The organism is Lysinibacillus irui (assembly GCF_028877475.1).
Lineage (GTDB): Bacteria > Bacillota > Bacilli > Bacillales_A > Planococcaceae > Lysinibacillus > Lysinibacillus irui.
Window position 1 is genome coordinate 4,373,102 of the sequence record NZ_CP113527.1, and the last position, 17,868, is coordinate 4,390,969.

Below are 17,868 nucleotides of genomic sequence, written 5' to 3' on the forward strand. Positions count from 1 at the left end.
CAAATCATTTATGGTTCATTTATGCCATCTATCCGATTATCTGGTGGCCACTTCTAATGTATTTAGGAGAAAAAGCAAAGACGTTACAAACAGCACTTATTGGCTGTGCTTCTACAATTATATATTACGCATTGCTAAATATCATGGTATCTCCACAATATCCTTGGGCGATTTATCCCGCATTTTTAGTCATGTGGTGGCCTCTTGCTTTATATCATGCTCAACGCAAAACTTTTGTAGCCTTCTCCGTTACAGCTACATTGCTAATTAGTATCTTTTTCATTACAGTCAATGTTATTTCTTCACCAAGCGTTATATGGGCAATTTACCCTATTTTCGTGACACTATGGTGGCCACTAAGTATGTACTTTTATGTCTATAAAAGAAGAATGTATCACGCTACTTTTGTGAAACGAATGTAAAAAAGAAGTCTATTAAAAAATTCATAATATACCTTGATATGATGTTTCCTTTCTTTTATTGGCGCTACTATTCCCACCATGGACTCATCTATAAAAGGGGCTAAGGTACTTGTAGCTTTTAAACAATTATTAATGATTGGAAAGGTTAATTTAGTTGCTATATAATTTAACCATTAAATATTTTAACGGACGTGATTATATGGCTGAAAGTCTACACAATGTAGAGATTATTATGAAGGAAATGCTAGATATACAGCAAAAGTCAAAAATGTTTGTAGAGCTTTTATCTAAAGGGGAAGCGTTATCACAAAACCAATTAATTTTACTCCTGCAACTAAAAATAAATGATGGTATGAAGGCGACAGAAATTGCCGAATTCTTCAGTATCACTCCTGGAGCTGTCACTTCCATGTGCGATAAACTGGAAAAACTAGAGCTGATACAACGAATTAGAGAAAATAATGACCGCCGTGTCGTCAAAATGACTTTAACAAGCAATGGGGACAAAAAGGTTCAAGAAATCTTTTTAAAGTTTTCACAGGATAAACTCATAGATATGGCCAATATTTTACGTGAAGTAAATCAATTAATGAATAAAATTTTTTAGGATTTCAACAAATTGAAATCCTTTTTTATTGCCTCAAAATTAGGGAATTCATTTGTTCTTGACAAAGGGAAGTTGCATATACTTTAATTAATATATATTTTAGTAATTAAAATATATATTAATTAAAGTATATGAGGTGACTTTTATGTTTCAACAACTGCGTACCCTAACACTTACGAATGGCCGTATTAAATATTTGGATATTGAGTATGAGCAATTAAATATTCGTGGAGCCGTAACAATACATCAAGAAGTTCGCATGCAAAAAGTGTCTACTCATGGCCATAGCTCATTTTATTTTCCCGTTATTGTCCATGAATTTAACAGCACAGGTTCATGTACGTTAAAAGATTATTGTGAAATCGATGAACTAACAAATGCAGGTAACCTTAAAGTAAAAAAAGGTTGTGTCCAAAAAATCAATAGTACCGGGAAAGTAATAATTGAAGGGAAACTACAGAGCGAACATTTTGAGGCTCTTGGTGTAGTGAAAGCCGCTGAATTAGTAGCTAATCACTTTCAGTTGAAATTATCAGGAGAAAGTAAAATTGGCAGGCTGCGAGCTGAAAATGTAATGATAAAAAAAGATCGAGTGACACTTCTTCCATTATTTAAGAAAAGGTTAATTTGTCACACAATCTGTGGAAAACAGTTAAAGCTATCTTATACAAATGCACAAATTGTGGAAGGTGAAGTAGTTATAGTAGGAGAAAATTGTCTCATCGAAAGGCTTTATTATACAGATGATTATTCAATCGATTCAAATGCAGTCGTGCATCATATTATTCGGAGGGAAATAGAATGATATTCCTAAAAATGCTACAAGCTTTTTTTTGCTCACTAGCTCTTGTTGTATTGTCAGTTCTATACATTGGCTTACTCTTAAGTGCTATACTATCTATATTCGCTGGCTTTTTACGAACATTCGGACTGGATCAAATTAAAATGAGTATCTGGTACGGTGTAGATATACCTATTATTTTCAGTATCCCTCTAGCACTTCTAGTAGCTGTACTTCTGTTCTTTTGCGCCACATACATCAAACGTTCTATTGTATTCTGTATATCCAAACTTCGCGTTTAGAATAATCAAGAAAAGGCATATTCTTTTGGGAAACTGCCTTTTCCTGAGCAATACGATGACTCTTTTTATTAAGGTAATCATTGTTCCATTCTCAGTTATCAAGTATTAAGGAACATTGCTAAAGCTCCCCTTCTAGAAAATTGATGATGTAGACTTCTGGTCTAGCAAGAAACTCTGTAAAGCTGCATAAATCAGCGTATTCTTCATGCTCCACATCATAGCACCCAATTTGGCCCTTTCCATTTGGGTTCCACACTACTTCTATGTCAGAATAATTATCAACATATGCCGAAAGTCGGAGAAGTTTTTGACGACCAAGCTTCATCTCAATTGTGTCTGTAAGCTTAAAAAACTCAATATACTGAATGTCATAATCATTTGGTGGAAGTTTAAGATACAATTTATCACCCGTTAGAAAATCGACCAATTCATCTGGTAAATTATATTTATTTAACGCATATTTTTTATTTACTATTGAATGAAGTTCCGCAGGTTCTTGTGCTTTCAAATAATTCGCTAGCTCTTCATTTTTCAAACCTACGGCAATAGTATAAGCTCTTTCTCCATTTTTCTCGGTTAAAGAGACATCTGCACCACGTTCAACCAAATATTTCACCATAGCAATATTCCCCATGCGTGAGGCAATAGTTAACGGTGTGGCAGCATAGGGGTAAACCATGTCAGACTTTTGATAATTAATATCTGCCCCCTCATCGAGTAAATAAGTGACTGTTTTCATATCATAATTAGCTACAGCCTCACGTAATACGGCCCCACCATGTTCTTTAATATCTAGTCCGAGCTCATGAATAAGTGGGATATTTTTTTTATTCCCATAGTAGGCCTGTGAAAAGGCTCCAGAACCAACCTGATTATATCCATCTAGATTTGCCCCTTGTTTGACAAGGTAACGGATGATATTCTCCTTACAATATCGAACAGCAACTAAAAAAGCAGGGTTTTTTTCGACATTCAAGTTGACATTATATTCAACTAACAGTTTTACTACATCAAATTTTTGTAAAATCAGTGCTAAGTTTAATGGACTTAACGTGGTATGCTTACTTAATATAAAATGTTCTTCAATATTCCAGCCCCTATTCTTTGCTACTCGTAAAGCGGTGATATTACCAGTATAAATATGCATTGCAATCTCTGGTAGCTCCTGAAATGTCCCAATATCTTTTAGCTTAATCATCTATTGAATGGCTCCCTTCCTACATTTACGAAAAGTATAGAAAACAACCTATAACAAAACAACAGGATATATGGCTCCAGTTTTAAAAAGATCATGATGAAGTCAAAAAGATTTATACTAATTTTTATAGTTACTTTGTTAAAATTGTGGCAAGCATTAAAAATTTCCCAGGAAAAGGCATACAAAAAGAGCTCTCAATTTTAAATAGATTGAGAGCTCTTCCTTATTTATTTCAAACCTAGTGCTTTATCTGTTGTTGCATTAATTTCTTTTAGAAGCTCTGGGTTTTCTGCTAAAGATAAACCATATGATGGAATCATTTCTTTAATTTTTGGTTCCCACTCTTTGATATGTTGAGGGAAACATTTATTAAGAACCTCAAGCATAACATGTACAGCAGTAGACGCACCTGGTGAAGCTCCGAGTAAAGCTGCAATTGAACCATCAGCAGCACTTACAACTTCCGTACCAAATTGAAGTGTACCTTTACCGCCCGCTTCTGTATCTTTAATAACTTGTACACGTTGACCAGCAACGATAATATCCCAATCATCACTCTTCGCGTTTGGAATGAACTCACGTAACTCTTCCATACGTTGTTCTTTTGAAAGCATAAGCTGTTGGATTAAATACTTTGTTAATCCCATCTCTTTAACGCCTGCCGCTAATAAAGTTGTGATATTATGCGGTTTAACAGAAGCAAATAAATCCATATTTGAGCCTGTTTTTAAGAACTTAGGTGAGAAACCTGCGAATGGTCCAAATAGTAGTGATTTTTTATTATCAATATAACGTGTATCAAGATGCGGTACTGACATTGGTGGAGCACCAACTTTTGCTTTTCCATACACTTTTGCATGATGCTTTTCAGCTACTTCTGGATTATTACATTGTAAGAATAGACCACTAATTGGGAATCCACCAATATGTTTTCCTTCAGGAATACCAGATTTTTGTAGTAATTCTAGGCTTCCTCCACCAGCTCCAAGGAAGACAAATTTCGCTGAATGATATTCCATTTTACAGCCGTCTAAATCATGCACACGTACTTCCCATGAACCATCACTAGTTTGTTTTAAACTTTCAACACTGTGTTTGTAGTTCACATCTACATCTTGTGCTTTTAAGTGGTCAATTAACATACGTGTTAAAGCACCAAAGTTAACATCTGTACCAGTGTCAATTTTCGTTGCAGCAATATCTTCACCAGCTGGACGATTTTCCATAATAAGTGGAATCCATTTTTTTAGTGTTTCAGGATCTTTTGAGAATTCCATTCCTTCAAATAAAGGATTTTTTGTCATCGTTTCATGACGTCTTTTTAGAAACTCAACATTTTCTTTCCCTTGTACTAAACTCATATGTGGTAAAGGCATAATGAAGTCTTGTGGATTATTGATCAGCTTATTGTTTACAAGATACGACCAAAATTGTCTTGAAACATGGAACTGTTCATTAACATTAATCGCTTTTTTGATATCGATTGATCCGTCTTTTTTCTCTGAAGTGTAGTTCAGCTCACATAGTGCAGCATGTCCAGTTCCAGCATTATTCAATTCGTGAGAACTTTCCTCGCCTGCTTTCTCAAGCTTTTCAAACACTGTAATTTTCCAATCTGGTGCTAATTCTTTGAGTAATGTTCCCAAAGTTGCACTCATGATTCCGGCACCAATTAAGATAACATCTGATTTAATTTGTCTGTTACTCATTTTTACCTTCCTTATATATTAAGATTTGCAGAAAGGATGTAAGCACTCCTGCTTTAGAAGTACTGTAAGCCATGGAGCAACCTCGGAGCACACCATTTCTGTATCAATTATTACCTTATTGCAGTTTATCACAATTAGTTCAAGAATAAAATATCAACTATTTATATGAGAGTTATCCGCTTTTTTCGAGTCTTTCTGTTCATAATTCAAGCAAAAAACTCACTTTTTCTTACGGATAAAACTAGGATTATTTAAGCTTTTTGGAATAATCGGCCTAAAAATGGTTGACATTTTCATAAAAAATAGGTTCTTTTTTTATTATATCTATATAATAACATAAAATTAGGGAGCTCGTCTTGTTTCTGAACTAACTCCCTACTCCTTAAGTTTAATCATCGATCGGACTTTTCATTTGCCAGCCATCTATATGAAAACCACCCATTTTTTTGAGTACATAATTGACTAATGCTTCAAATAACTCCATCTTCTTTTGAGCATCATCTTCTTGCATTGCTTTCATAAAAGATTTTTTAAAGTCATCATCTGGAAATGCTGTCTTACAATATTTTTGTAGATACAGTGGATCTTCAAGATACGCACAGATTTGATAAGAAGGTATCATTTCTAAATTCAAAAAGTGACAGTACTCCGTAAACAAATTAGCTAATTCGTTATGGTACGTAAAGGTAAAGTCTTTCCTATCTTGTTCATAACAGTCCTTTAAATTATCTAATGCATCCCATAATCCGTATTTTTTTATTTCTAAGACAGTTTTATTCACTTTCTTATATCTTTTGCTTAGCCACTCTTCTGCTTCATATTTCAGGTCTTTTATTATTCCAGTATAATCATATAAAATTCTACCTGTTTTAAATTGCACCATCGACATAGTTCTACGCTTGTTAAAATCATCTAGGAAATACCGACGAATTTGACTTGGAGGATTAGCAAAGTATTCAATTAGAAACCCATTAATCACTCGATTGCCTCTTTCCCGCCATGCCACATCTTCTGCCAAAATAATATGTACATCGATGTCAGATCGCTTAGAGGGATTCCCCGTAACATAACTCCCACAAACAAGCGCTCCTATAACCTCATCTCTGTCTTGCCAATCTTTTAAGAACGTTTCTAGTGCTGTTTTCCATTTGTCCAACAATTAATCAATCCCTTTTGTAATTTTTTAATAGTATTATTTTTTTCTTCAGTCATTCCCTATTTCTATAATAGAGTTCATTGAATAAAAAAACCGTACTCTCTTTCAAGTACGGTTCTTAGTTAAAATAAACTTGATAAAAATGTTTGCATAGATGTTGGTAATAGCTGATAGAACAGTCCTTCATATTTAATATCGAGTACGCCCGCAATGATGATAATAACGATTATGAAAAATAAAAGAATTTTCTTATTTTTAGAAGTCCACTTCAATAGATTCACTCCCCTGACTTTATAGTAAGCATGTTCAGTATAGATGGGTTTATATAAAGTAGTCATCCCTAATTTATAGTTGTCAATTAATTTTATAATGTCACATAAATTAAAATAATACGGTAAAATCGATCATTATGTAAGAAAGGAATGACTATGGTAAATTTTAAATCTTTTCGTGGTGTGATAACAAACATAAATAATTTTCCTGTAGGACAAAATGGGGACCGAGATGGCTGTTATAAAATGATGACTGTAGAAGATGGAACTGGTGGAGTCGTAAATTTTATCATTTCTCCTTCTACTTATTTTGTAAATCAAGAAATCGTTACAACAGGTCAATGGGTTACAGGTTATTATGATGGTGATGCACCAGTACCAATGATTTATCCACCGCAATATCGTGCATTGATTGTTGTCAAAGAAAGTAATTATCAAAATGTTAAGGTGGACTATTTTAATAACCAATTAGTTAGTAATGATGGACAATTACAATTAAATCTTTCATCTACTACTATTATTTCACTTAAAAACGGTCAACCTTTTTCAAATAATCCAGCTAATCGCAACCTCATTGTCATTTATGGTCCTACTACTAGAAGTATTCCTGCGCAAACTTCACCATATGAAATCATTGTTTGGTGTTAGTTACATCACTAAAATGATAAACGGCTTAGTTCCCTCTTTATGGGTGTAAGCCGTTCATATTTGTCATTATCTATTCATATCATTTTTCATTTCATGCAATTGCTGTTTAATCTGATCCAAATATTCTTTATTTTGCTGAACAGTATCTAAATGTTCACCATATTGCTCTGCATTAAAACGAGCATTTTCTGCATGCTTAATTTGGTTAAAGGCATGCTCTATTGCTATTTCTTCTGGATGTGACTTTGCATGCTTTAACATGCGATCAGCCTTTTGTACAGAATTACTAAACAATGTACTAGGATGATCCTGCTTCCAACTTGTATCTGAGTGTTTAGCCAATTGATACATCTTCCCTTCCTAAAGAAATTTCATTGTTCTAAAAGTAGTATTATGAATTGCTTAGGAAATATGTATGGAAGAAAATTAAAAAACAGTATTTCCCAGGACATAAAAAGAACTAAGGCTAAATCCTTAGTTCCTCTCAATGTGTTGAATAGATAGTCAAATATAAACTAGTGCCACGCAGTTCTCTCACTAACCGGTTGTTTGATACCTGTTTTTCCTTGCGTTTCAGCAAAGTTCTTGACCTGTGATGAAGCCGCATCAAGCCCAAATTCAGCACCAAACTCTTCCTGAGGAAGTTTCTGACGCTGCTGAATTGATTGCTTTGCACTTCTCGTTCCATTTGCTTTTGCATTGTTACGATTTGTTTTCATATTTGACATAACCATCCTCCATCGATTATTTGAAAAGTTTCAAAACCGTTTATTTGGTTTTTTAAACTTCTCACTCTAAAGTTTGTCCATCGAGGAATAAAAGAATGTGCATTAAATTTTCTATTTAGCTAAGGATAATGTTGAGGCTTTTTCAATGTTAAGTCGCTTGCAATCTTATTTTCTTTCTGACTATAATACTTGTATACAAGTATACTCTGGATCGAAAAGGTGATATTATGAGCGAATTAAAGGATTACTTATATCCACAAAAATGGCTTTCTAAGGCTTCAACAGGCGATCGCGTAGCATATGAACTTAGAATGCGTATTATTTCAGGATTAATTGAAAGCGGTACCATTCTTTCTGAAAATAAACTTGCAGCAGATTTTGAAGTAAGTCGTTCGCCCATTCGTGAAGCATTAAGAATATTAGCGGCTGAAAATATCATTCGATTAGAAAAAATGGGTGCTGTTGTCCTTGGTTTATCGGAAAAAGAGATTGAAGAAATTTATGATGTTCGATTGCTGATTGAAACATTTGTGTTTGAACGTCTTATAAAAATGGATACAACTAACTTAGCGCTAGAGCTTAGCAAAACATTAGAAATGATGAAGGTTGCCATTAAATATAACGATGCAGACGAATTTTCTTATCAGGATATTATGTTCCACGAGGCAATTATTCGCTCCATCGGACATTCCTATATCACCATGATTTGGAATAATTTAAAACCAGTAATGGAAGGCTTAATTTTATTATCAATGCGTATGCGCTTTAAAGAAAAATATGAGGATTTTACTCGCATTGTGAAAAATCACGAACTCTATATTGATGCTATTAGAGCCAAAGATCGAGAGCTTATGATCAAATCCTTACATGAAAATTTTGATGATGTTCAAGGCAAGGTAGAAGACCTATGGCGGTCACAGCAAATGCTATCTAAAGGGGTTGAGCCACAAAATGACTAACTATATGTTAGGTGTTGATATAGGGACTACTAGTACAAAAGCTGTGTTATTTAGTGAACAAGGTAAGGTTATTCAACAAGAAAATATAGGGTATCCATTATATACGCCTGATATTTCAACAGCTGAACAAAATCCAGAAGAGATTTTTCAAGCTGTACTGCAAGCCATTTCTAACATTATGAAAGTCCATTCAGATAAATCATTATTATTTGTGTCCTTTAGCAGTGCTATGCATAGTGTAATCGCTATAGACGAAAATGATTTACCGTTAACACCTGTTATCACATGGGCAGATAATCGTAGTGAAGCTTGGGCACATAAAATTAAAGATGACTGGAATGGTCATGAAATTTATAAAAGAACAGGTACACCTATTCACCCAATGTCACCTCTAAGCAAAATTACTTGGCTTGTGCATGAACATCCTGAAATCGCGTGCAAAACAAAGAAATATATCGGTATTAAAGAATACATTTTTAAAAAATTCTTTAATCAATATGTCGTCGATTATTCATTAGCCTCGTGTATGGGCATGATGAATCTCCACACATTAGATTGGGACGAAGAAGCGTTAACTGTTGCCGGTATTTCGAGAGCACAATTGTCGACACTCGTACCAACAACTCAATTATTTTCGAACTGCAATGACCTTTTAGCTAAACAAATTGGTATTGACCCACAAACACCTTTTATCATTGGTGCAAGTGATGGCGTACTTTCTAATCTAGGTGTGAATGCCATTCGAGAAGGTGAAATTGCTGTCACAATTGGGACAAGTGGTGCTATTCGCACTATTATTGATAAGCCTAAAACTGATGTGAAAGGTAGAATTTTCTGCTATGCCTTAACAGAGAATCATTGGGTCATTGGTGGACCTGTAAACAATGGCGGTATGGTACTTCGCTGGATTCGGGATGAATTTGCTTCATCTGAAATTGAAACAGCCAAAAGACTCGGGATTGATCCATATGAAGTATTGACCAAAATTGCAGAACGTGTAAGACCGGGTGCTGATGGATTGCTATTCCATCCGTATTTATCGGGTGAACGTGCACCTTTATGGAATCCAGATGTACGTGGATCATTTTTTGGTTTAACCATGTCGCATAAAAAAGAACATATGATACGAGCAGCTCTTGAAGGGGTTATCTACAATTTATATACCGTCTATTTAGCATTGCTCGAGTGTATGGAAACTCCCGTAACTCGTATTCAAGCGACAGGTGGTTTTTCACGCTCTGAGATTTGGAGACAAATGATGGCTGATATTTTTGAATCGGAAGTAGTTGTCCCTGAAAGTTATGAGAGCTCCTGTCTTGGTGCTTGTATTTTAGGTTTATATGCTATCGGAAAAATCGATTCCTTTGACATTGTCGCTGATATGATTGGTGACACTTATAAACATACACCTATCGAAGATGCAGCAAAAGAATATAGACAGCTACTCCCTATTTTCATTCGTTTATCCAGGGTGTTAGCAGATGATTATGCATCCATTGCTCAATATCAAAGGAGCTTAATTAAGCCCGACTAAAGAGGAGGAGAATACATGCCATTAATTATTGTAGGTATTGGTATTATCGCACTGTTAATTTTAATAATGGGCTTTAAATTAAATACGTTTATCTCATTAATTATCGTTTCATTTGGAGTGGCATTGGCTCTTGGGATGCCTTTAGATGGCATCGTGAAGACGATTGAAGCAGGATTAGGCGGTACATTAGGTCATTTAGCATTAATATTTGGACTTGGAGCTATGCTAGGGAAACTAATTGCTGATTCAGGAGGGGCACAGCGTATTGCCATGACCCTTGTTAATAAATTTGGGGAAAAGAATATCCAATGGGCTGTTGTAGCGGCATCCTTTATTATCGGTATAGCTCTTTTCTTTGAAGTAGGATTAGTGCTATTAATCCCTATAGTCTTCGCTATTTCAAGACAATTAAAGGTTTCTATTTTATATTTAGGAATTCCTATGACTGCAGCATTATCTGTTACACACGGATTTTTACCACCTCATCCAGGACCAACTGTCATCGCTGGTGAATTCGGGGCAAACATTGGTGAAGTTTTACTTTATGGATTTATCATCGCCATTCCGACCGTTATTTTAGCAGGGCCGCTATTCACAAAATTAGCGAAAAGGTTAGTGCCTGAATCATTCAACAAAACTGGTAATATCGCTTCTCTTGGTGAACAAAAAACATTTGAACTAGAGGATACACCTAGTTTTAGTATCAGTGTTTTCACTGCACTACTACCTGTTATTTTAATGTCTATCGCTACTATTATTACACTGCTACAAAAAACAATAGGCTTTGAAGATAATGGCTTCTTAGCAGGAATCCGCTTCATCGGTGAAGCTGGTACATCCATGTTAATCTCCTTACTAGTGGCTACCTATACGATGGGAATCGCAAGAAACATTCCTATTAAACAGGTCATGGAATCATGTACTACAGCAATTACTCATATCGGCATGATGCTCTTAATAATTGGTGGAGGGGGCGCCTTCAAGCAGGTATTAATCGATGGTGGTGTTGGGGATTACGTTGCTGAGTTATTCCATGGAACTACCTTATCACCGATCTTACTTGCTTGGATTATCGCCGCTATTTTACGTATTTCATTGGGATCAGCTACCGTTGCTGCTTTAACAACAGCTGGGTTAGTCATTCCAATGTTAGGTCAAAGCGATGTAAACCTTGCCTTGGTCGTATTGGCAACGGGGGCAGGAAGCTTAATTGCTTCACATGTCAATGATGCTGGTTTCTGGATGTTTAAAGAGTATTTTGGGCTGAGCATGAAGGAAACCTTTGCTACATGGACACTACTCGAAACAATAGTATCTGTGGCTGGTTTAGGATTTATTTTATTACTTAGTTTATTTGTTTAAGAAATGTATAAAAAGGAGCGGGCACAATGTTAAATACAATAGGCGTTATTGGTTTAGGCGTGATGGGCAGTAATATCGCTTTAAACATGGCTAATAATGGCGAGCAAGTAGCCGTTTATAATTACACACGAGATTTAACCGACAAACTTCTAGAAAAAGTCGAAGGACAGGCGCTTACTCCCTACTATGATATAGAAGACTTCGTACAATCTTTAGAGAAACCAAGAAAGATTTTTTTAATGGTTACAGCAGGAAACGCTATTGATTCTGTTATTCAGTCTGTAGTGCCTTTCCTTGAAAAAGGCGATGTGATTATGGATGGTGGTAACTCACACTATAAAGATACTGAGCGTAGATATGATGAATTAAAGGGACTAGGAATCGGATATTTAGGCATTGGTATTTCTGGTGGTGAAGTTGGTGCATTGACAGGTCCTTCTATCATGCCAGGTGGAGATCAAGAGGTCTATGAAAAAGCTGCGCCTATTCTTACGAAGATCGCAGCACAAGTAAAAGGGATGCCATGCTGTACGTATATTGGCCCTAAAGGTGCAGGTCACTTCGTTAAAATGGTCCACAATGGAATCGAATATGCAGATATGCAACTAATTGCCGAAGCTTATACATTTTTAAGAAAAAATGTTGGGTTATCTGTTGAGGAAATTGCTACTATCTTTGAAACTTGGAATCAAGGCGAACTAAAAAGCTACTTAATCGAAATTACAGCTGACATTTTAAGAAAAAAAGATGAAGTAACGGGATTACCGCTAATTGATATGATTCTTGATAAAGCAGGTCAAAAAGGGACTGGAAAATGGACTAGTATGCAATCCATTGATAATGGTATTCCTACATCCATTATTACAGAGGCCTTATTTGCACGCTATATTTCATCATTAAAAGGGGAGCGAGTTCGTGCGGAGGCTGTATTAACAGGACCTGACTACAATCAACAAAGCCTTGATAAAGAGGTTTGGGTTGAATACGTACGACAAGCTTTGTATATGGGTAAAATCTGTGCTTATGCGCAAGGTTTCACACAATATAAAATGACATCGGAACTTTATGACTGGAACTTGCCATTAAAGGATATTGCATTAATTTTCCGTAGCGGCTGTATTATCCGTGCAGAGTTCTTAAATGTTATTAGTGAAGCCTACCAACAGCAGCCTACTCTAGATAATTTATTAATTGACCCATACTTTGCAGAAAAGACGAAGGACTATCAAATGGGATTGAGAAAAATTGTGTGTGAAGGTATACAAGCAGGTAATGCATTCCCATGTTTAAGTGCTTCTCTCACATATTATGATAGTTATCGCACAGGTTCATCAAATGCCAATATGTTACAGGCCCAACGTGATTACTTTGGCGCTCATACGTATGAACGTATTGATGCAGAAGGTGTTTTCCATACAAATTGGTAAGTAAAAAGCTAAAATATACATCATTCCCTATCGATGACTGATTGTATATTTTAGCTTTTTTTATTCTCTATAAACATGGACTCGATTACGTCCTGCTTCTTTTGCTGCATATAAGGCTTTATCGGCTTTATTCAAAAGCTGATAAAGCGACTCTTCTCCAATTTTACCCTCTGCCACTCCACAGCTAATCGTCGCTCTAATAGTGCCCACAATAGTCATAAGGGGAGAAGTCTCTATGCTGCGACAGAGCTGATTTGCTAATTTTTCACCTTCAGCTAATGTATAGCCCTTGAGTGTAAGAACAAACTCCTCACCGCCATACCTTGCAAAAAATTGTCCATTTTTCAGCTCACTCTGGCAAGCCTTTACAACATGAACAAGTAATTGATCCCCAGTTGCATGTCCATACGTATCATTTACATGTTTAAAGTGATCAATATCCATTAAAACGACTGTAAAGCCAGTAGCTTCTTCGTACGTTTCTAGATGTTTGAAAAAAGCTCGACGATTATAGATTTGTGTAAGCTCATCATAGTAAGCCTGTTGTTCTAACATATGTTGTAGCTTTTTTACTTCAGTAAAATCCGTGAAAATTAGCAGTAACCCATTACCATGATTAACATGCTGGAGTGCTGATATACGTACTTGATAAGTACGATTGATATGGTTTAGCTCAATTTCTTGCGTATTCTCTATCGCTTTCAAATTAAAGGGCATAAATTGTCCAGTTACCTGGAGCCACACCTGGGCAAAGTCCATACCAAACATGGATCTAGATAGTTGAGGGAACATTTGGTTACACGATTGATTAAACTCTATTAATCGTGACGATTCATCTAGCACAATGACACCATCATTGATATTATGAAATATTACATCCTTAGTAATAGGCATGACGCTAAATAAACGAGAGGAACTTATTGACCATAAATACAACAGTGAGGAAGCCCATAACACCATTGGAACGGGATCAACTCCTTGAGGTGTTAAGCCCAACAAGTAAATAAATGCGGTTACCATAGGGATCAGCTGACCACACATTAAAGCAATGAGTTGTTTTCGATAGGCTTTACTTGTTTCTTTCCATTGCTTTACTATTAATAAAAATGCTACAAACATACAGCCAAATGTAAATATCCCATGTATGATATACCATACTCCAATTTCCTGATGAATATAAGGTGATCCCAATACAGGGTCAATTTCAAATACTCTATAATGAAAATGGTGCATATCATTTGTAGCAACCATGATTAAGCTGATAAAGGGAATGGAAAGTAGTGCAATTACCTTTTTCCGTGTCAGTTGAAAGCCCAAATATCTCATGATAAACAATAGTCCGAGAGGTGTTGAAGTGGCCATACCTGCGTATTGAATAGCGGTCCAAAACTTTATTGCCCCCAATGTTGTCGCTATTAAACCAAAAGCAGAGGCAAAACAATATATCGATATTAATGCGGTATAACTAATAAACAAATGCGCAATTTTTGTATAGTTAAATCGTTGTAGAAATACGTATAAACATAAATACAAATTTAGTACACCCGATGTGCAGCCAAGAGTAATAAAAGCAGTCAATTGTGAATTCATGTCTATGTACCTCTTTAAAATTTTTAATTTTAATGTAGCATACATATAAAATTTTGTGGATTTATTTATTTATTGCTCAAATGGTAGCTAAAAAATTTTTAAGGAGTACCAGTATGACTAATAGGGACAACCCTGAAATCATTTTTATTACAGATCCAGCCGAAAGCCTAACCCACCCGTTTTTTAATAAACAAATTGTTTTTACTGGAGCTCTTTCTACAATGACCCGTTCAGAAGCAGCTAAACAAGTAAAAGTTTGTGGAGGGTCCTTGCAAGGCGCCGTTACACAGCAAACAGATTTCGTTATTCTTGGAGATAAACGTCGTGGTATTAGTACTAAACAACGTAAAGCAGAACACCTCATAAATCAGGGTCATGACATTCAACTAATAATAGAGGATGATTTTTTATGGCTTATTTCGATGAAAGAGGACATTCAAAAATAAAAGGAGTATGTAAGATCAATTTACATACTCCTTTTTTATGCTTATTGCAGCGGAACAACGATCGGCTTTATTGTATACGGTTCTTTTATAAGTTCCAATGCTCCTGTACTATCCTTGATCTTGTAGAAGTTTACTACAGGAGTGATCATTATAGATGTTGCTTGTTTATCAAAATTATTAATAACAATGCGTGGGAAATTTCCTCGACCTACAAAGTCTGTATTATGACTATTTCCTCTAAAATGAATAACATTATACTCATTCCCTAAATTATCTTTCACGACATATTCAATGCCAGCCCCTCGCCATTCACCATTTTCCTTCTCTACAAACACCTCTTCTGAAAGATAAATTGCTGTAGAGATAGGGGTTTTCGTTATTTTAAAAGCTTCTATTTTTATACCTTCCGCTTCCGTTTTCATGCTATCTTTTTCTATACGCTGTGTTTTACTTTCAAGCTTCCCTAAAGTAAATTCAAATGACCAATTTCCTGCCACAGCATTATTCACATTATTTAAATCAACAACTTGATCTCCTTGAAAAGTAATATGAACTTCCTCAGGCTTTGAGCCTCTGATGAGTTCAAAAATATATAATACTGCATACTCATTGTCGTTTATTTTTTGAACCAAATGATTCGTGGCATAGCCTCCATATTGATACCTTTTACCAAATTCCTTAGCAGTTAGTTCACGATTTTCACCATATAATACTGGCCTTTCTCCTAAATCTTTCGCACTTTTAATGGTGTACGCAATGGTAATATTTTCTCCATCATATACAGCATCGTTTACAGATACTTCGATCCCATTACTCTCCTGGACCATTCCAATATTTGTAGAGTATTCATCATAATTGTCGAAAACATACTTTTCGTTATCAATGAACAACTCGAAGATATTTCCAATAATCGGCATATTCGCTGCAAATGTAGGAAATGCATAGCCAATTGTAATACTAGAAGCGATGAAAAAGGTTGCTGCAGCAACAAAATTTCTAATAAGGTGCTTTTTCTTTTTTGCCTTTAACACATTTCTTTTAATTCTCTCTTTTTCAAGCGTACTCACTTCCATTGGCTCTATATTTATATGATCAAGATTTAAATGATTAAATTGTTGATATAGCTTTTTCATGACATACTCCCCCCTAAATGAATTTGCTGTAATCTTTTTTTCCCACGATATAATCGGTTATTAATAGCAGCTTTTGTTAAACCACAATGCTCAGCAATTTCTTCGTTTTTCATATTTAAAAAGTATTTCATTGTAAAAATATCACGGTCCAATTGCTCCAATTGACTCATCATCATAAGTAACTCCTCTGTAGATGACTTAATTAAATATTCATCCTCAGCAGATTTTACTGCATTTCCTGTCTCATCAATTTCATAAAAAAATGGCGCTTTAGATAGCTTTCTTTGCTTCGTAATAGCTTTATACTTCGCTATAGTGCAAATCCATTTTCTAAAATCCTCTTTATCTCCCTTGAACTGTTTAGCATTTTCATATGCACCTAAGAAAGTATCACTTATACATTCTTCAATTATTTGAGGATCATTATAAGATTTTAAGGCATTGTAAATAATAGCTTTTACAATTCCGATATATTCATCAATCACGTATTGAAGTGCTTCTTCTCGATTTTTCTTTAGATGCTTTATAAAGTTTTCAGCTGTTATCCTCATCCAAACACCCTTTCTTCCACAATCATAAAGGACCCTTCATACAAAAACATCGCTAATATTTGGAATTGTTCTCATATTATTTAAAAATATTTACATTTCGAATTTTATAGCCAATATAAAAGGCTAAATCGTCATTGATTTAGCCTTTTACTTATTTAAATATCTATTACTTCACATCAACTATTTATTTACCTTAGGTGCTGGATAATCAAAGCCCTTCGTATCAACCTCAACCTTTTTCATTTGTTGATCTTCTAGTGGTTTATCTGTAGCATCTCGCTCAGCTGCAACAATTGCATCGACTGTTTCCATACCCTCGATGACTTTTCCAAAAGCAGCATAATCTCCATCAAGGTGCGGAGCTTCCTTGACCATAATGAAGAATTGAGAGTTGGCAGAGTTAGGGTCCTTCGAACGAGCCATCGAAATAACACCCCGTTCATGCTTCATGTTATTGTCAAAACCATTTGAAGAAAACTCACCATCAATCGAATAATCTGGTCCACCAGTTCCATTCCCTAATGGATCTCCACCCTGAATCATAAAATCAGGAATCACACGGTGGAAAATAAGGCCATCATAAAACCCTTTATTTACTAAGGAAATAAAATTAGCAACTGTGTTCGGTGCTACGGTAGGCTCCAATTCAATGACAATTTTCTCATCATTATTCATTGTAATGGTTACTATTGGTTTTTCCTTCACCTCTGATGCGTAATTAGCTGTTTTCTGAGATTCCTTAGTTGTATTTCCCTCTGTTTGCTCACTATCTTTAGCAGTACCACAGCCTGTCAACATCATAACGATTGCTAACAGTGAAAACACTAAATAGAAACCTTTAAAACGTGCGAACATATTCTTTCAGCTCCTCTTGTTAACCGTCTATTCATTATAAAACTATCGGATTATTTACAACAAATCAAGGTAGTTCCTATCAGTAAGATTATAAAAACCTTTGTATTATTCATAGCCATTAGAACAATTATGCCAGGAATGGTAGATTTAATTTTCCTATTAAATACATATCAAAAGAAAGATAACTG

The 17,868-nt window shown here is 35.3% G+C and carries 20 protein-coding genes; 10 read left to right on the forward strand and 10 right to left on the reverse strand.

Annotation, left to right across the window (positions count from 1 at the left end):
- Positions 1-56: 56 nt before the first annotated feature.
- The 4 genes from OU989_RS22065 to OU989_RS22080 all read left to right on the forward strand — a co-directional run bounded on the left by OU989_RS22065 (position 57) and on the right by OU989_RS22080 (position 2,112).
- On the forward strand, positions 57-422 hold the full coding sequence (locus OU989_RS22065; RefSeq protein WP_274795034.1) for a hypothetical protein: 366 nt from the start codon (positions 57-59) through the stop codon (positions 420-422).
- A 199-nt stretch (positions 423-621) separates the two neighbouring features.
- Positions 622-1,029 (forward strand): MarR family transcriptional regulator, encoded by a 408-nt coding sequence (locus tag OU989_RS22070; RefSeq protein WP_312506380.1) that lies wholly within the window; start codon positions 622-624, stop codon positions 1,027-1,029.
- Between the two features lie 145 nt (positions 1,030-1,174).
- Positions 1,175-1,834 carry a hypothetical protein gene (locus OU989_RS22075; protein WP_274795036.1) on the forward strand — a complete coding sequence of 220 codons (660 nt, stop codon included), beginning with the start codon at positions 1,175-1,177 and terminating at the stop codon, positions 1,832-1,834.
- Complete coding sequence (locus OU989_RS22080; RefSeq protein ID WP_274795037.1) at positions 1,831-2,112, forward strand: hypothetical protein; 282 nt, start codon at positions 1,831-1,833, stop codon at positions 2,110-2,112. Before OU989_RS22075 ends, OU989_RS22080 begins: the two co-directional genes overlap by 4 nt.
- A 118-nt stretch (positions 2,113-2,230) precedes the next feature.
- On the opposite strand, the gene OU989_RS22085 is transcribed toward OU989_RS22080, so the two are convergent.
- The 4 genes from OU989_RS22085 to OU989_RS22100 all read right to left on the reverse strand — a co-directional run bounded on the left by OU989_RS22085 (position 2,231) and on the right by OU989_RS22100 (position 6,447).
- Positions 2,231-3,310 carry an ankyrin repeat domain-containing protein gene (locus OU989_RS22085; protein ID WP_274795038.1) on the reverse strand — a complete coding sequence of 360 codons (1,080 nt, stop codon included), beginning with the start codon at positions 3,308-3,310 and terminating at the stop codon, positions 2,231-2,233.
- A 227-nt stretch (positions 3,311-3,537) separates the two neighbouring features.
- A complete protein-coding gene (locus OU989_RS22090; RefSeq protein ID WP_274795039.1) occupies positions 3,538-5,019 on the reverse strand; it encodes a malate:quinone oxidoreductase in 1,482 nt (493 codons plus the stop codon).
- 388 nt (positions 5,020-5,407) lie between these two features.
- Positions 5,408-6,178, reverse strand: a complete 771-nt coding sequence (locus OU989_RS22095) for a nucleotidyltransferase domain-containing protein (protein ID WP_274795040.1) — start codon at positions 6,176-6,178, stop codon at positions 5,408-5,410.
- Positions 6,179-6,297: 119 nt separating this feature from the next.
- Entirely contained in the window at positions 6,298-6,447 is a 150-nt protein-coding gene (locus OU989_RS22100) for a hypothetical protein (protein ID WP_274797399.1), read from the reverse strand.
- Between the two features lie 156 nt (positions 6,448-6,603).
- Here OU989_RS22100 and OU989_RS22105 point away from each other — a divergent pair, with 156 nt between their 5' ends.
- The gene (locus OU989_RS22105) at positions 6,604-7,095 is read left to right on the forward strand and encodes a hypothetical protein (RefSeq protein ID WP_274795041.1); all 492 of its coding nucleotides are present in this window, start codon (positions 6,604-6,606) and stop codon (positions 7,093-7,095) included.
- 66 nt (positions 7,096-7,161) lie between these two features.
- Here the strand turns inward: OU989_RS22105 and OU989_RS22110 are convergent, their stop codons facing one another.
- Positions 7,162-7,437, reverse strand: a complete 276-nt coding sequence (locus tag OU989_RS22110; RefSeq protein ID WP_274795042.1) for a hypothetical protein — start codon at positions 7,435-7,437, stop codon at positions 7,162-7,164.
- 173 nt (positions 7,438-7,610) lie between these two features.
- Positions 7,611-7,823 (reverse strand): hypothetical protein, encoded by a 213-nt coding sequence (locus OU989_RS22115; RefSeq protein WP_274795044.1) that lies wholly within the window; start codon positions 7,821-7,823, stop codon positions 7,611-7,613.
- 227 nt (positions 7,824-8,050) lie between these two features.
- Here OU989_RS22115 and OU989_RS22120 point away from each other — a divergent pair, with 227 nt between their 5' ends.
- Genes OU989_RS22120 through gnd form a run of 4 tightly spaced genes read left to right on the forward strand, consistent with a single transcriptional unit; the run spans position 8,051 to position 13,105 of the window.
- A complete protein-coding gene (locus OU989_RS22120) occupies positions 8,051-8,782 on the forward strand; it encodes a GntR family transcriptional regulator (RefSeq protein WP_274795045.1) in 732 nt (243 codons plus the stop codon).
- On the forward strand, positions 8,775-10,316 hold the full coding sequence (gntK, locus tag OU989_RS22125) for a gluconokinase (RefSeq protein ID WP_274795046.1): 1,542 nt from the start codon (positions 8,775-8,777) through the stop codon (positions 10,314-10,316). Before OU989_RS22120 ends, gntK begins: the two co-directional genes overlap by 8 nt.
- Positions 10,317-10,331: 15 nt before the next feature.
- Complete coding sequence (locus tag OU989_RS22130; RefSeq protein ID WP_274795047.1) at positions 10,332-11,678, forward strand: GntP family permease; 1,347 nt, start codon at positions 10,332-10,334, stop codon at positions 11,676-11,678.
- A gap of 26 nt (positions 11,679-11,704) precedes the next feature.
- Positions 11,705-13,105, forward strand: a complete 1,401-nt coding sequence (gnd, locus tag OU989_RS22135) for a decarboxylating NADP(+)-dependent phosphogluconate dehydrogenase (protein WP_274795048.1) — start codon at positions 11,705-11,707, stop codon at positions 13,103-13,105.
- 60 nt (positions 13,106-13,165) lie between these two features.
- On the opposite strand, the gene OU989_RS22140 is transcribed toward gnd, so the two are convergent.
- Positions 13,166-14,695, reverse strand: a complete 1,530-nt coding sequence (locus OU989_RS22140; protein WP_274795049.1) for a histidine kinase N-terminal 7TM domain-containing diguanylate cyclase — start codon at positions 14,693-14,695, stop codon at positions 13,166-13,168.
- Positions 14,696-14,808: 113 nt separating this feature from the next.
- Here OU989_RS22140 and OU989_RS22145 point away from each other — a divergent pair, with 113 nt between their 5' ends.
- On the forward strand, positions 14,809-15,141 hold the full coding sequence (locus OU989_RS22145; protein ID WP_274795050.1) for a BRCT domain-containing protein: 333 nt from the start codon (positions 14,809-14,811) through the stop codon (positions 15,139-15,141).
- Between the two features lie 41 nt (positions 15,142-15,182).
- Here the strand turns inward: OU989_RS22145 and OU989_RS22150 are convergent, their stop codons facing one another.
- From OU989_RS22150 to OU989_RS22160, 3 genes are all read right to left on the reverse strand, one after another.
- Positions 15,183-16,274, reverse strand: coding sequence for a DUF4179 domain-containing protein (locus OU989_RS22150; RefSeq protein WP_274795051.1), 1,092 nt, complete (start codon positions 16,272-16,274; stop codon positions 15,183-15,185).
- Positions 16,271-16,825, reverse strand: a complete 555-nt coding sequence (locus OU989_RS22155) for a sigma-70 family RNA polymerase sigma factor (protein WP_274795052.1) — start codon at positions 16,823-16,825, stop codon at positions 16,271-16,273. The genes OU989_RS22150 and OU989_RS22155 overlap by 4 nt, the downstream gene beginning before the upstream one ends.
- A 180-nt stretch (positions 16,826-17,005) precedes the next feature.
- The gene (locus OU989_RS22160) at positions 17,006-17,680 is read right to left on the reverse strand and encodes a peptidylprolyl isomerase (protein ID WP_274795053.1); all 675 of its coding nucleotides are present in this window, start codon (positions 17,678-17,680) and stop codon (positions 17,006-17,008) included.
- Between the last annotated feature and the right edge of the window lie 188 nt (positions 17,681-17,868).

Excerpts from the sequence above, each read along its gene's own strand:
- OU989_RS22065 (WP_274795034.1), top strand. The coding sequence starts at position 57 with ATGTATTTAGGAGAAAAAGCAAAGACGTTACAAACAGCACTTATTGGC.
- OU989_RS22070 (WP_312506380.1), top strand. The coding sequence starts at position 622 with ATGGCTGAAAGTCTACACAATGTAGAGATTATTATGAAGGAAATGCTA.
- OU989_RS22075 (WP_274795036.1), top strand. The coding sequence starts at position 1,175 with ATGTTTCAACAACTGCGTACCCTAACACTTACGAATGGCCGTATTAAA.
- OU989_RS22080 (WP_274795037.1), top strand. The coding sequence starts at position 1,831 with ATGATATTCCTAAAAATGCTACAAGCTTTTTTTTGCTCACTAGCTCTT.
- OU989_RS22085 (WP_274795038.1), bottom strand. The coding sequence starts at position 3,310 with ATGATTAAGCTAAAAGATATTGGGACATTTCAGGAGCTACCAGAGATT.
- OU989_RS22090 (WP_274795039.1), bottom strand. The coding sequence starts at position 5,019 with ATGAGTAACAGACAAATTAAATCAGATGTTATCTTAATTGGTGCCGGA.
- OU989_RS22105 (WP_274795041.1), top strand. The coding sequence starts at position 6,604 with ATGGTAAATTTTAAATCTTTTCGTGGTGTGATAACAAACATAAATAAT.
- OU989_RS22115 (WP_274795044.1), bottom strand. The coding sequence starts at position 7,823 with ATGTCAAATATGAAAACAAATCGTAACAATGCAAAAGCAAATGGAACG.
- OU989_RS22120 (WP_274795045.1), top strand. The coding sequence starts at position 8,051 with ATGAGCGAATTAAAGGATTACTTATATCCACAAAAATGGCTTTCTAAG.
- gntK (WP_274795046.1), top strand. The coding sequence starts at position 8,775 with ATGACTAACTATATGTTAGGTGTTGATATAGGGACTACTAGTACAAAA.
- OU989_RS22130 (WP_274795047.1), top strand. The coding sequence starts at position 10,332 with ATGCCATTAATTATTGTAGGTATTGGTATTATCGCACTGTTAATTTTA.
- gnd (WP_274795048.1), top strand. The coding sequence starts at position 11,705 with ATGTTAAATACAATAGGCGTTATTGGTTTAGGCGTGATGGGCAGTAAT.
- OU989_RS22140 (WP_274795049.1), bottom strand. The coding sequence starts at position 14,695 with ATGAATTCACAATTGACTGCTTTTATTACTCTTGGCTGCACATCGGGT.
- OU989_RS22145 (WP_274795050.1), top strand. The coding sequence starts at position 14,809 with ATGACTAATAGGGACAACCCTGAAATCATTTTTATTACAGATCCAGCC.
- OU989_RS22150 (WP_274795051.1), bottom strand. The coding sequence starts at position 16,274 with ATGAAAAAGCTATATCAACAATTTAATCATTTAAATCTTGATCATATA.
- OU989_RS22155 (WP_274795052.1), bottom strand. The coding sequence starts at position 16,825 with ATGAGGATAACAGCTGAAAACTTTATAAAGCATCTAAAGAAAAATCGA.
- OU989_RS22160 (WP_274795053.1), bottom strand. The coding sequence starts at position 17,680 with ATGTTCGCACGTTTTAAAGGTTTCTATTTAGTGTTTTCACTGTTAGCA.